Source organism: Veillonella parvula (genome assembly GCF_036456085.1).
GTDB lineage: Bacteria > Bacillota > Negativicutes > Veillonellales > Veillonellaceae > Veillonella > Veillonella parvula_E.
Genome location: NZ_CP138632.1, coordinates 368,780 through 382,819, shown reverse-complemented (window position 1 = coordinate 382,819; position 14,040 = coordinate 368,780). Strand labels below are relative to the sequence as shown.

Genomic DNA, 14,040 nt, shown 5'->3' with positions numbered 1-14,040 from the left:
AACTATAGTACTAAAAGGGTTTACCATACGGTAAACCCTTTCAATATACTGCTTAAAATTAACGTAATCTGCAGTTAATTTCTGCTAATACATCAATAATAGCTTGAATATTACCGTCAATATCCTCATCATTCAACGTACCTTCCATAGAGCGGAATTGTAAGTTGTATGCGAGACTGCGGTAACCTGCTTCGATATGTTCACCTTCATAAACATCAAAGATAGATGCACTTTCTAAATATTCTCCACCATGTTCTTTAATGATAGATAAAATTTCACCACTGAATACGGACACAGGTGCAACGATGGCAAGGTCACGGCTAGTGCCTGGGAATTTACTGAAGGATGTATAACGGAACGGTGGAATCGTTAAGGATAATACGGCTTCCAAATCGATTTCAAACATATATACTTTGCCAGGTAAGTCAAAGTTTTTGCTCACTTGTGGATGTAATTCACCATATTGAGCAATCATTTTACCATCAACTACGTATTGAGCGCTTACACCTGGGTGAAAGTATGGCTCAGTGCCACGATTTATTTCATAGCTTGTAACGCCTAGCTCAGCTAACAACGCATCTACAATACCCTTTACATCATAGAAATCTGTAGTACGTTCTGCTTGATTCCAACCAGCTTGGTTTGCCTTCCCCATCAAAATACCACAAGCCATAGGGCGTTCATGAGGTACTTCTGTTAAAGGTAACGTTTTTGGTTCATATACATTAGCTGTTTCAAATAACCAAAGATCCTTATTTTGTTGCGCAATATTGCGTTTTGCTGCTTCAATAACAGCCGGTACCAATGTTGTACGCATATAAGGGAATTCTTCGGAAATAGGGTTCAAGATTGGAATGGCTGTATAACGGCTATCCCCTTCAGGAAGCATCATATTGGAAAGACCATCTTTATGCATGAAGCTAAACGTAATGATTTGAGTCATACCCAATTTAGCCAATGCATGAGTTACCTCTTTAGTAAGAGCTTTCTTAGGTGTCATACCACCAGAGGATAATACGGCTACCGGAATTGTAGGCGCAATATTATCGTAGTTGTAAATACGAGCTACTTCTTCAGCGATATCAGGCATCACCGTTACATCGCCACGCCATGTTGGAACGAGGGCAGACAATTTGTCTCCTTCTTCGGTTACAACGAACTCAAGGGCAGTCAAAATACGAACCATTTCGTCTTTTTCAATATTTGTACCCAAGTAATCGTTGATTTGTTCTGCTGTAAAAGTAACTGTATGTTGTTCTACAGGGTTTTTATATACATCGATAACGCCTACATCAACTTTACAAGTAGGACAGATTTGTTGTAATAATTGAGCTGCTCTGTCGATAGCATAGGCAGTGTATTTATGATTTACACCACGTTCGAAACGTCCAGATGCTTCAGAACGCATGCCGAGAGCTTTAGCTGTACGGCGAATAGATGGACCATTAAATACAGCAGCTTCAAACATAACTGTGGTCGTTTCGTTTGTCACTTCACTATCAAAGCCACCCATGATACCTGCTACACCTACTGGACGTTCAGCATCAGCAATGATAAGCATGGAGTCATTCAATTCGCGTTCAGAACCATCAAGTGTAACAAGCACTTCACCATTTTTAGCACGTCTCGCCACTAATTTATGACCTTTTACATGATCATAATCATAGGCATGCATAGGTTGACCAAGTTCTAACATAACGTAGTTTGTTACGTCTACTACATTATTAATAGGACGAATGCCGCTATTACGTAAACGGTTTTGCATCCACAATGGAGATGGCTCAACCTTAACATCAGTTACTACACGAGCTGTAAAACGCGTACAAAGATCATCAGCTTCGATAGATACAGATGCTTTGCCTTCAATGGATTCGCCATTCTCGTTAACCATGATAACAGGGAATAAAGCTTTTTGATTTGTCATGACTCCAAATTCACGGGACAAACCAACCATGGAAAAGCAATCTGCTCGGTTAGCAGTCAATTCAAATTCATATACTGTATCATTTAAGCCTAAAACCTCTTTTACATCAAGACCAATTGGTGTATTTTCCGGGAAAATGTAAATGCCTTGAGCTTCTTCTGGCAATACTAAGTCGCTAGAGATACCAAATTCTGCAACGGAACAGAACATGCCTTCAGAAACAACGCCACGCAATTTACCTTTTTTAATCTCTGTACCATCAGCTAAGCGAGATTTATGGTATGCTACAGGCACGATTTGGCCTACTGCAACATTTGTAGCAGCCGTTACGATTTGTTTTGTAACAGGTTCACCTTCTTCTGTAAGGCATTCAACTTGGCATACTTGTAATTTATCTGCATCTGGATGTTTTGTAATCTCCACGATTTTGCCCGTATAAATTTTCTTAATGCCATTATCCATAGCAATGACATCTTCTACAGGAATACCAGCTTGTGTTAATTCATCGGCCAATTCTTGTGCAGGACGATTCATATCCACAGGCACGTATTCATTCATCCACTGTAAACTTGCTTTCATGAGTTCCTCCTAAAATTGTTCCAAGAATCGTACATCATCTTCAAAGAATAGACGTAAATCGTTAATGCCATATAAAAGCATAGCAATACGTTCTACGCCCATGCCAAAGGCGAAGCCTTTAACCTTTTCAGGATCGTACCCATTAATACGCAATACATCGGGATGAACCATACCGCAGCCCAAAATTTCAAGCCAACCTGTATGAGAACATACACGGCAACCTTCACCACCACACATTACACAAGAAATATCTACCTCTGCAGATGGCTCTGTGAATGGGAAGAAGCTTGTACGGAAACGTACCTTTGTGTCATCACCATACATGTGACGTAAGAAGGACTCTAATGTGCCTTTTAAGTCAGCAAATGTAATATGCTCATCGATGATGAGACCTTCCACTTGATGGAATACAGGGGAATGAGTCGCATCATAGTCCCAACGGTAAACCTTACCAGGCGCAATCATACGGATTGGGCTATTAGGTTCATGACGTTGCATTGTACGAGCTTGTACTGGAGATGTATGCGTGCGTAATAAGAAGTTTTCTGTAATATAGAAGGAATCTTGCATATCACGTGCAGGATGATCTTTAGGCAAGTTTAAGCATTCAAAGTTATAGTAATCTTGTTCTACTTCTGGACCTTCTTCAACGGTATACCCCATTTTCATGAAGAAGTCTTCAATCATTTCATTAACCTTTGTTAATGGATGGATATGACCAGCTTTTTGTGCACGGCCAGGCAATGTAATATCGATGCGCTCTTTTTCTAAACGAGCATTTAACTCTGCAGTTTCCATACGAGCTTTAACTGTATCAATTTCAGCCTCTAACGCTTCACGAACAGCATTAACAAGGGCCCCCGCTTTAGGACGTTCTTCTGGAGATAATTTACCAAGACCTTTTAATAAAGCCGTTACCTCGCCTTTTTTACCTAAATATTTAACACGTATATCTTGCAACGCTTGTTGATTAGCAGCGCCTTTGATGGCATCAAGGGCTTCTGCCTTAATACGTTGTAATTCTTGTTCCATTCAAGCATCCTCCTATTTGTAAAAGTCTAACTTATATTATACCAAATCAGGGTTATCTTCTTCAATAAAACGCCATGGTAAATCAGGTAATGGCTTCTCTTCTAGTACAAAAAATGTACCCCGTGCTAAATGAACAAGTTCACCTAATTCATTATAAATACGAGCTGTCGCAACCATGGTAGTTTTACCATTATGCTCTACATTAGCTACCCCACGCAATACAGCACCGCCCTTAACAGCTTTCACATAGTTACCATTAAGATCAATGGTGCTAACAGATTTTCCCAATGTAAAACAAGCAGTCCCCATCACACTATCTGCTAAGCCAATACATACAGCACCATGCAAATCTCCTCTAAAATTACAGTAATCTGTTTCATTAGTTTGCAATGTCATTTCCGCATGACCTGATTCAACAGCTGTAATCTCAGAATCTTTTACCCAAGAAAATGGATTCTGATCTCGTAATTCGTTGAAATATTCTAACAATGTTGTAGCCATAAGGTTCTCCATTCTATATACATACCCCATAGATTAACTAATCTAAATACTAAATCTATTACATTACCTGTATGAAAATCTTTATAGTTATATGTCAAAATTCAATACAAACATATAAAAATGGTGCGTTACATCATACATATTGTATCATGCAACGCACCATATGCGAATAACTCTATCTAATTATATGGTATGTTCTTAAGAAAACACATTTATAAATTCAAAACTATTCATAATGCAATGCATCGATTGGATTGAGCTTAGCCGCTTTACGGGCTGGGTATATACCAAAAATCAAACCAATAGCCATGGAAAAGGCAAAGGACATTATGATTGTTGGAACAGATACAATTGTACTCATTCCAGATACCATTCCGATTACTTTTGAGGCTCCTATACCGAAAGCAATACCAATAAAGCCCCCCATCAAACTGATTACAACAGCTTCTATTAAGAATTGCGTAACAATTACGCTATACGTAGCCCCCAAAGCTTTACGCACACCAATTTCTCGAGTCCGTTCCGTTACAGATACAAGCATGATGTTCATAATACCAATGCCACCTACAACTAGAGAAATCGCAGCAACAGCCCCCAGGAATAACGTAAATGTTCCCGTCGTCTGAGCCACTGTTTCCATAATAGATTTCATATTTTGAATATTGAAATCATCCAAATTTGTATCTTTAATATTATGACGAACACGCAACAAGTTCTCTATATCTGCCTGCAAACGATCGATACTCTCATCATCCTTAGCCACAACATACACCCTGCGAAGATAGTCAATGCCCTCTACGCGCTCCATCGATGTTGTATATGGAATTAACACCGTATCGTCTTGGTCATTACCCATGGTTCCGTTCCCTTTACTTTTGAGAACACCAATGACACGGAATGGAATATTTTTAACACGGATTTCCTTGCCTACAGGATCTTCATCAGCAAACAAATTTTTTACTACCGTTTGTCCCACAACCGCTACACGTTCTCGGTTCTGAACATTTTTATCGGAGAAAAATCGACCAGATGTCATAGTCCAATTATTTACGTCCTGAAAGTTAGAATTAACCCCCGCAACAGATGTAGTCCAGTTTTTATTTTGATAAATCACCACATAAGAGCCATTTGTCATAGGACTGGCGGCTTTTACACCTTCTAACTTAGCAATAGCTTCATAGTCAGATATTTTCAACGATTTCATGGACCCCTGCGAAGGTCTAGCACCTGGCGTCCGCGGCGCCCCTGGCAGAACTACCAACAAGTTAGAGCCTAAGCTAGAAATAGAATCCTCAATATCTTGCTTCACCCCATTACCGATAGATACCAAGGCAATAACAGCTGCTACACCGATAATGATACCTAACATGGTCAAAAGGGAGCGCAATTTATTAGCAATCAAGGAAGCCCATGCCATTAGAAAACTTTCTTTATACATTAGGCACCTCCTTTATAGGAGTCATATTAGAATTGATCGAATCCTCTACGATTATCCCATCTTTCAAGACTACATTACGACTCGCGTATGTAGCAATATCCGGTTCATGTGTAACTAGAAGAATCGTACGGCCTTCATCATGAAGGCCTCGAAAGATGTTCATAACGTCAATGGTTGACTTGGAGTCAAGATTCCCTGTCGGTTCATCAGCCATGATAATAGCAGGATTATTTGCCAATGCACGAGCAATCGCCACACGTTGACGTTGCCCACCAGACAACTCGGATGGCAAATGGTCCATACGCTCGCCCAAGCCGACAGACTGTAATAATTGAGTGGCCCGTTCAATACGCATCTTTTTATTTACACCGGCATAAATCATAGGAAGCGCTACATTTTCTAGGGCTGTCAATTTTGTCAACAAATTAAAGCTTTGAAATACAAAACCTATCTGTTTGTTACGTACATACGCGAGTTCATCATCAGATAAGGTAGCAACCTCGTCTCCATTGAGTCGATAAGAACCAGTTGTAGGTCGGTCCAAACATCCGAGAATATTCATAAAGGTTGATTTACCAGATCCAGATGGCCCCATAATGGATACAAATTCACCCTTATTGACAACTAAATCAATGCCATGTAGAACAGGTACTGATAATTTGCCATTCACATAGGTTTTTGTAATTCCTTGTATGTCAATTACTGTTTGGTTCATAAGCACCTACCCTTAGAATGGTCCAGCTACATTATTTTTTGGTGCATTCACATCACCACTTACGATAATTTCATCACCTTCAGATAAACCTTTTAAGATTTGAACATTAGTATCCCCAGTTACACCTGTAGAGACAGCGGTTCGTACTGGTTGACCATCTTTTATAACATATACATACTCACCTTGTTTGTCCGTACGTACAGCAGTAAGAGGAACTACCAATGTATTTTTAATATCTTCACCAAAGATTGTGGCACGAGCCGTCATAGTTGGTAAGAAATTACCTGCAATATTTTCAGGAATTTGAACCTTAACAGTATAGTACACAACACTACTACTTGTAGTGCCCATATTACCCTTTGTACCTTTTGCAATTTCAGAAACGTAACCTGTGAAAGTTTCACCTGGCTTAGAATCTACAGTAAACTCTACCTTAGCACCTTGTTTAATATTGCCAATATCGGTTTCGTCTACAGTAAGATAAATCTCTAAATTTTTTAAATCTGCAATGGTAGCAATGATCATTTGTGTGGAAATTCCAGTACTAATAGTTTGACCGGCTTTTAGCGGTGTACCAACAACAGTACCAGACATTGGAGCTGTAATAGTAGCATCACTTAAATCTGCAGCCGCACGTTCATAAGTAGATTTAGCACGTTCATAAGATGTTACAGAATCATCATATGTTTGTTGTGCAATAGCATCTTGAGCCGCCAAAGATTTATAACGATTCATATCAAGTTCTGCTTTGGCTAACGCCGCACGAGCATCATCAACAGATGCTTGTAATTGACGTGTATCAATATAAGCGATAACTTGACCGGCCGTAACTTGATCATTCTCTTTAACTAAAACTTTTTCAAGTTTACCAGCAACATTTGTAGAAACATCTACATAATTTACAGGGTTAATAGTACCTGTGGCACTGATACTAGTTTTTACATCACCCTTTTCAACCTTGCCAGTAGTGTATAACGTTTGTGCTTGATTTGCATTTAGACTATCCATGTAGTAATATGTGCCGCCACCAAGAACACAAAGAACAACAGCACCAGTCACTATGCGTTTACGATGCTTTTGTAAGAACTCTTTCATTATGATCTCCTTTTTTTAAGATGAAGATATATTAAAAAGACATTTATTCTATATCAACACATATAGTATTTTTAAATTATACAGCACCAATTGCTTTTACGCAATATAATTTCATTAATGAATAAATTATGATATATAAAAAATGGCCCTTACGGGCCATTAACTACTCAATATTGACAATAATCTATAATCCTTCTCATCGATTGGAAATTCAAGACGTTCTGCCTCTTCATAAGATAGCGCACGGATATGACCATCTATATAGCCCACTAATCGGTTAGCGACACCACTCATCAATAGATTAATACAGACTTCACTCATGCGAGCCGCTAAAATAGCATCAAATGCCGATGGACCACCGCCACGTTGTAAGTAGCCTAACACAGTTAGGCTAGGATCAAATTCTGTATGCTCCTTGATAAAAGCTTTCACCTCACCGCTGTTATAGGCACCTTCTGCAACAAGGATAACACTATATTCTTTACCCCGAATTTGTGTTTCCTTTAAATGACGACAAACCGCATGTAAAGGCATGGGATTTTCAGGAACCAAAACTATTTCTGCCCCACAAGCTAGGCCTGCCTTTAATGCAATATGTCCAGCTTTGCGCCCCATAACCTCCACAATAGCTACACGTTCATGGGAGTTTGATGTATCACGAATACGCCCAACCGCATCAACTACCGTATTGAGAGCCGTATCATAGCCTATCGTATATTGTGTGCCACCCATGTCATTATCAATCGTACATGGAATGGTCATAGTAGACATACCAAGTTTAGATAAACTTGTAGCACCACGCATGGAGCCATCACCACCGATAACGACTAGATGGTCAATGTCATAAGCTTTCAAAATATTATAAGCTTTGCGTTGAATTTCTTCATTTTGAAATTCTGGAAAACGTGCTGTTTTCAGCATCGTACCACCTTGTGTTATGATGCCACCAACGTCTCGATTCGATAAGGGAAATATCTTTTCCTCAATAATACCTAAATAGCCACGTTCAATGCCAAATACTTCAAAACCTTCATGTATAGCTTTTCTAGTTAGCGCTCTTATGGCGGCGTTCATTCCAGGTGCGTCTCCGCCGCTTGTTAGTATTGCGATTCTTCTCATATCCATTACCCCCTTGTGGTGTACGTTGTTTGGATATACTATGTGCCTTACCTTTTTTATTCGTTTGATTAGAAGTCTTTTGTTTATACCTTTTATCATAACGAATTTTATTAGACATTGCTCTTTTTGATACTGCTTCAGAAATCTCTTTTTTCCTACTTTGGTGATTATTAAATTGTATATCTTCAGATGCTTCTTTAGCATCTACATCGTTTGTATCATTGGGTTGACGTCTTGCTTTAAATTGCACATCTGAGGCATCTAATTCATCCTCAATACGCTGTATAAAATCATAGGTCCGGCCATTTGTTGTATCTAGTACAAAATCGCACTGCTTATACACGGGCTTCCACGATTGTATCATAGCATGTACAAAGGCATTCACATTACTATAGTCCATGGTAGGCCGTTTCCCAACACGGCGATTCACGCGACTGACAATACGGAATTGTGCAGCTCGGATACCAATAATATAGGAATATTTTTTTAATACCTTTAAGGTGCGATGTTCAATAGGAAAATTCCCCCCCACAGAAATCACTGCTTCATGGTATAAGCAAACCTTTTTTAGTACATCCATTTCGGCGCGGCGGAATGCTTTTTCTCCTATCTTTTTAAAAATCTCAGCAATGGGCAACCCAAAACGACTTTCTAATACGCGATCGGTATCTACAAATTGCCAACCCTTGCGTTCTGCAAGGTTCCGTCCAAAGTGACTTTTGCCACTTCCCATAGAACCGATGAGCATAATATTCCGTTTTATTATCATCTATTATGTGCCCCTTATCATTACATATCCTTCATTGTACTATAAAATGGTCCAAAAACAAAGACAGACTATAGACATAAAATCTATAATCTGTCTCTATACAGTACACCCGATTTTCATTAAGGTTTTATAATCGATTTAATTGCACAATGCACATAAACTACATTACCTTTACGTTCTATATCTTCTATTTCTATACGGCGTGAAGGATCCTTTTCTTCAACAGTATTTATCCAGTTAATCATACGCTCTGTACTACCTAATACTGTTAATTCTAGTATACCTTCATGCTCATCAGTACTGACAATCATTAATGGTTCTCCTTGCAAGGAATCAAAAATATTTGTATTAGAACTCGTATTAGATGTCTTGTTCCGTGTAAAAGATTCTAATAGTTTTGCTTCATTAGACACTATATAATCTGACTCAGCATTCATTTGTATATTATAATTTTCTTGTTGATTTTTTAAGCTATTATTTTTGTCTTCAAAATAGATAAGCCCATACATAGAAAGGCTAATGAGCATCCCCCACAACACTAGGCCCGTTAATATTCTCTCGACCTGATACGTTGTGCTCTCTTTTAGATCCGTCCATATGGAATGTATAAACACCTTTATCTGCTTTAACTGTTCCATGACACTCCATCCCTAGTAATTTTTGTTGGAGAATAGCAATAAATTTACGACACATTTCGTCACTCGTACCTATACCATCTATACTGATACGCCCATCCTTAATGCTAAGATGCTGTAGACTAATATGTTCTGACATAGCGGCATCAAGAATATATACGACCATTGTATTGGGTAATATATCTGTTTGATTCTTAAGGATTTTATTCTTTATTATTTTATTTCTTATTTCCATTAATTCACCATATTGTTGATGTATTTCTTGATACTGAGCATTTGCTTGCAATCGCACAAAGTCTATCTTTCGATTTTCATAGCTACGATAGCTTGACCAACAACTATATATAGTAACAAGCCCTACTATAATGTATATAAGACTTATCCCATAAAGAAGGTATCGATAGGTATGCCATAAACTATGCCATCGTAACGAGCGAGGCATTAAATTAATACATCTGTCCTTACCAGCCCAATCCAATCCATTTAAGCCCCCTTGCCGCCATACCAATAGCCATGTCCCAATCTAATTGCCCTTGCTTGCAACGATTACGGCCACGACCTAAGAATAATAATGGAATATATTCAGTTTCTCCATACATGGAAATTATACCTTCCATATCTGTCCGTTCTTCATTTGTTATAGATTCTAACCCATACATCCGAATTCCCTGTATCTCATCTATACCAAAGTCTTGTAATCTCACTCCTAACTTATCCATAGCTTCAGCTACATCGCTACTAGTAATAGGTACAATACACTCTTGAATACATATATCATTCCACCAAAGCCATAAATGCATGGCGCCTTCTTCCACAACACCTGTTACAGTACCGCTGCGCCGCATCAAGCAATAACAAATAGGAATAGGCCAAAAATCAATAACATCAACAGGTGCATAAGTATCTCGTATACCTTGCTTCAAAAGCTCTAGTGAATGCCGATCTACAGCCACCATAAACATATGATAATTGTGTCGTGGATATTCCCGGCGACAAGCATCCATTTGGAAACTATCCCCCTCAAAACTAAAGTAGTCCTCTATATTCCACTTTATAAACTCCTTCATATCAAAATCATGAGGATCATAAGGTGCTACATGCATTTGTGTATCAATATTAGCAACAATACTATAGGCCCCTTCATCTAAATCATACGTTTCTATAAATTTTGTAACGTCTTCATCAATAGGTCCTGTACGCTTCATTTCTAACGCATCAGTAATGACCATTGTTTTATTTTCTATATGAGCGGTAACACATACAATATGTTCGTCAGTTATACATACTCCAGAATGTATTCTCTTTTTTCGTTTCATAGAATCACCTCAATAAGGTTTTACCTTTATAACATGCATATGTTTTTCTTTATCTACGGTCACATACATATGTACACGACTCACGATTTCACTATTTTTCAATTTTCCATAACTCATAATATGACGCGGATTGTCTGTTGATTGGTCCGCTTCAATAGTAATCTCTACATTTTCATCATCTATCACAACTAGTTTATTTTGAAAGTCCCATACATTTCCTAATTTACAATAGCCTACAAACCAATGGGCACCTCTCTGTGCCGCGTAATGGGCCTCTTCCAAGTGCAATTCGTCTACCACATTACTTTCACATATTTGTCCTATACGAAGCCCCATAAAAGCTAATAGTAATAAAAAAGACATCGTAAGTATCGCTATATATGTAATAAATCCCGCGTTATGGGCTCCTATGTTCATGACTTGTGTCCTCTTTACTTGTATACCAATCATAAATAGCACTCTGTCCAATAGAAACCTCATATATGGATAATCCTCCATAACCACTTGTGTATTTTTTATCATTAACAAAACGATTATTAATGTACCAGCGTAAATACACGGTCCCATTAGTATCTACACTAAAAGGGTATTCTTGTGTATAGCCCACATTTCGTTTATCTGTAGTTCCCACGATGCGACTACCACTGACAGGCTGCAAGCTGCCATCTGTTAATTTCCTGTATAGTGCATGACGTTGTACAGTTAAGGTTGTACGCTTTGTATCGTGAATATATAAACTTGTGTTATGGTCTTCTACAGTAACCTTCACAGGATTCCATATCATATGAGCCACAACCATACGCCGTGTATATCGACCATCCTCCATCATAGCTACACTATCAAGTAATTTAGCATCCCACATAACTGCATAGAATACGATACCTAACAATAAGGTAAGGACTATGATAGAAATCATCATACTAATAAGCGTAGAATACAAAATAAAACCCATATCATTTCTATTTTTATTTCTATCTGTTATGGGATTCTGCTTGTATTCTTTATTCTTCCCAATTACCGTTTCTATATCCTCGCCCTTCAATGTATCCCCTCCAAATCAACTGATAGAGAATAGACAACAGATTGATTGTCGATGGCATCTACTGTTAATCGTTGTAAAGATACACCTTCTATCACTACAGGCTTTATATGTGTTTTATAGGTAATTTTTTCACTGGGACTCATTGTAAATTGAGAATTATATACACCAGTTTCTATTGTTCCATTCTTATAATAAGAAGCTTTAGCCACTTCTAAATACGTTATGGTATCTTGCAATATATGATCCCAATAATACGCCTTATATACCGTAAGAGTAGCCATCCAAAATATAGATAATATAATCGGTAAAATGAACATGATTATAGCGGCTGATATTAAAGCGTCACCATACATAAATCCTTCAGTGCACTTCTTCCCATCTAATTCGCCCCGTTTGTACAGATATCCATATACGATTTTTCTCACCACTTTCACGATCTTTCAAAATAATTTCTGTCCCATCATAAGGTAAACCTAAGGCTGAAAAAGAAATAATTGTCATAGACCGTTCGTTCTCAATATTTTGCGGTAATGATATGTTTACCGTATGATGATTAACATCTTCCTCTAAGGTATAACTGTCCTTATTTAAAATAAAAAGCATTCTCCCTTTACCATTAGATTTATGCCCTAACATAGACCACAGTTGAACTTTCTTGAGCATATACGCCACCTCTTGCGTAGCACCATTTAAAGTATAACGACTAGGTGTTGTCACAATAGGTAAGGCAATAGAAATAAGCAATAAGATTAAACCAATAGTAATAATCCATTCCGCCAATAAAGATCCACTTTGACGATTTATAAGTTGCACCTTAACCATTGATAAAGCACCTCCATATAGGAACCACCATGTAAGGCACACCATCCGCCAAAGCATAGAAAGGGACCAAATGGGATATATCGATTACGATAACCGGTGAGTAAGAGATAGAGAGAACCAACACAAAAAGTTACGTAAAAGAAACATATAATTTCCCATGGAGTTAGCCATATTGCAATAGCAGAAAACCATTTAATATCGCCTATGCCAAAGCCTTTATGGCTAATCAAACGAAGTCCATATGTAATAGTACCTACGCTGATAACACTTAATAAGGTTACTAACATAGATTGATCATTTATATAGCTATATATAATGCCACCTATTACAAGAACTAATGCCCCTTCATCAGGCAATATATAGTAATGCATATCGATGGTAGCACCTGCTATGATGATGAGTGAAAACACAGCATACAAAGCAATGTGAGTATAAGATATTGCTTTTGATGAAACTATAACAGGTAGCAATATAGATGCTATATATACAAAAAGTCCTATTACATAATTGGTCCCTTTCATACCTTGTCCTTTCATATAACTAACGTATGTAATTCATAATCTATACAAGTTAATTAAGGCTCATTAGGTGCTTTAACAACAACAGATTTTGAAGTCCCACCACTGACAACTTCATAAGTAATAGTGTATTCTTTTCCTTTTGCAGTCTTAACATGTTCAGTAAGATATCCTTCCTTATATAGATTTTCTACTGTTGGAGGTGTATCGACATTTTTGTCAATCATATACAATTGAGTAGCATTTTTTATAATTTGAATATCTGCTGTTTCCTTAGCGTTTCGAGCTTTATCCGCAGCAGATAAGAATTGTGGCATCGCAATAGCCGCTAATATAGCGATAACCGCTACTACAACCATTAATTCAACGAGAGTAAATCCGCCTTTTCTCGATTTTTTAAACCCTTCTCGAACACGAGAAATATGTAATCGATCTACGACCCATTGACCGCACATTTCTAATCGATGATTCACTCCATGAATCATATGCATAACAGACTTCATAATATTCTCCTTTTAATAGTTAAGTAATAACA

17 protein-coding genes are annotated in these 14,040 nt (G+C 37.9%); all 17 read right to left on the bottom strand.

What is annotated here, in order from left to right; all coding sequences use genetic code 11:
• Positions 1-58 precede the first annotated feature (58 nt).
• The 17 genes from pheT to PK1910_RS01800 all read right to left on the bottom strand — a co-directional run bounded on the left by pheT (position 59) and on the right by PK1910_RS01800 (position 14,008).
• Positions 59-2,503 (bottom strand): phenylalanine--tRNA ligase subunit beta, encoded by a 2,445-nt coding sequence (pheT, locus tag PK1910_RS01880; RefSeq protein ID WP_123137887.1) that lies wholly within the window; start codon positions 2,501-2,503, stop codon positions 59-61.
• 9 nt (positions 2,504-2,512) lie between these two features.
• Complete coding sequence (pheS, locus tag PK1910_RS01875; RefSeq protein ID WP_101928347.1) at positions 2,513-3,535, bottom strand: phenylalanine--tRNA ligase subunit alpha; 1,023 nt, start codon at positions 3,533-3,535, stop codon at positions 2,513-2,515.
• 36 nt (positions 3,536-3,571) lie between these two features.
• The gene (locus PK1910_RS01870) at positions 3,572-4,036 is read right to left on the bottom strand and encodes a PaaI family thioesterase (RefSeq protein WP_101928348.1); all 465 of its coding nucleotides are present in this window, start codon (positions 4,034-4,036) and stop codon (positions 3,572-3,574) included.
• A 226-nt stretch (positions 4,037-4,262) separates the two neighbouring features.
• Positions 4,263-5,474, bottom strand: coding sequence for an ABC transporter permease (locus PK1910_RS01865; RefSeq protein WP_195395100.1), 1,212 nt, complete (start codon positions 5,472-5,474; stop codon positions 4,263-4,265).
• Entirely contained in the window at positions 5,467-6,189 is a 723-nt protein-coding gene (locus PK1910_RS01860; RefSeq protein ID WP_004696122.1) for an ABC transporter ATP-binding protein, read from the bottom strand. The genes PK1910_RS01865 and PK1910_RS01860 overlap by 8 nt, the downstream gene beginning before the upstream one ends.
• 12 nt (positions 6,190-6,201) lie before the next feature.
• Positions 6,202-7,284 carry an efflux RND transporter periplasmic adaptor subunit gene (locus tag PK1910_RS01855; protein ID WP_004696124.1) on the bottom strand — a complete coding sequence of 361 codons (1,083 nt, stop codon included), beginning with the start codon at positions 7,282-7,284 and terminating at the stop codon, positions 6,202-6,204.
• A 159-nt stretch (positions 7,285-7,443) separates the two neighbouring features.
• Positions 7,444-8,358, bottom strand: a complete 915-nt coding sequence (locus PK1910_RS01850; protein ID WP_038125407.1) for an ATP-dependent 6-phosphofructokinase — start codon at positions 8,356-8,358, stop codon at positions 7,444-7,446.
• Positions 8,330-9,172 (bottom strand): shikimate kinase, encoded by an 843-nt coding sequence (locus PK1910_RS01845; RefSeq protein WP_038125409.1) that lies wholly within the window; start codon positions 9,170-9,172, stop codon positions 8,330-8,332. The genes PK1910_RS01850 and PK1910_RS01845 overlap by 29 nt, the downstream gene beginning before the upstream one ends.
• A gap of 119 nt (positions 9,173-9,291) precedes the next feature.
• Positions 9,292-9,681: a hypothetical protein gene (locus PK1910_RS01840; protein WP_050756198.1), complete on the bottom strand. Its 390-nt coding sequence runs from the start codon at positions 9,679-9,681 to the stop codon at positions 9,292-9,294.
• A 7-nt stretch (positions 9,682-9,688) separates the two neighbouring features.
• Positions 9,689-9,946, bottom strand: a complete 258-nt coding sequence (locus PK1910_RS01835; RefSeq protein WP_232055008.1) for a hypothetical protein — start codon at positions 9,944-9,946, stop codon at positions 9,689-9,691.
• A gap of 322 nt (positions 9,947-10,268) precedes the next feature.
• On the bottom strand, positions 10,269-11,123 hold the full coding sequence (locus PK1910_RS01830; protein WP_008714110.1) for a hypothetical protein: 855 nt from the start codon (positions 11,121-11,123) through the stop codon (positions 10,269-10,271).
• A 9-nt stretch (positions 11,124-11,132) separates the two neighbouring features.
• Positions 11,133-11,486, bottom strand: a complete 354-nt coding sequence (locus PK1910_RS01825; protein WP_287511113.1) for a hypothetical protein — start codon at positions 11,484-11,486, stop codon at positions 11,133-11,135.
• A 34-nt stretch (positions 11,487-11,520) separates the two neighbouring features.
• A complete protein-coding gene (locus PK1910_RS01820) occupies positions 11,521-12,165 on the bottom strand; it encodes a hypothetical protein (protein WP_287511111.1) in 645 nt (214 codons plus the stop codon).
• Positions 12,162-12,446, bottom strand: coding sequence for a hypothetical protein (locus PK1910_RS01815; RefSeq protein WP_316591404.1), 285 nt, complete (start codon positions 12,444-12,446; stop codon positions 12,162-12,164). The genes PK1910_RS01820 and PK1910_RS01815 overlap by 4 nt, the downstream gene beginning before the upstream one ends.
• Before the next feature lie 79 nt (positions 12,447-12,525).
• The gene (locus PK1910_RS01810; RefSeq protein ID WP_024061885.1) at positions 12,526-12,987 is read right to left on the bottom strand and encodes a hypothetical protein; all 462 of its coding nucleotides are present in this window, start codon (positions 12,985-12,987) and stop codon (positions 12,526-12,528) included.
• A complete protein-coding gene (locus PK1910_RS01805) occupies positions 12,966-13,508 on the bottom strand; it encodes a prepilin peptidase (RefSeq protein ID WP_004697033.1) in 543 nt (180 codons plus the stop codon). Before PK1910_RS01805 ends, PK1910_RS01810 begins: the two co-directional genes overlap by 22 nt.
• 53 nt (positions 13,509-13,561) lie before the next feature.
• On the bottom strand, positions 13,562-14,008 hold the full coding sequence (locus PK1910_RS01800; protein ID WP_004697182.1) for a competence type IV pilus major pilin ComGC: 447 nt from the start codon (positions 14,006-14,008) through the stop codon (positions 13,562-13,564).
• Between the last annotated feature and the right edge of the window lie 32 nt (positions 14,009-14,040).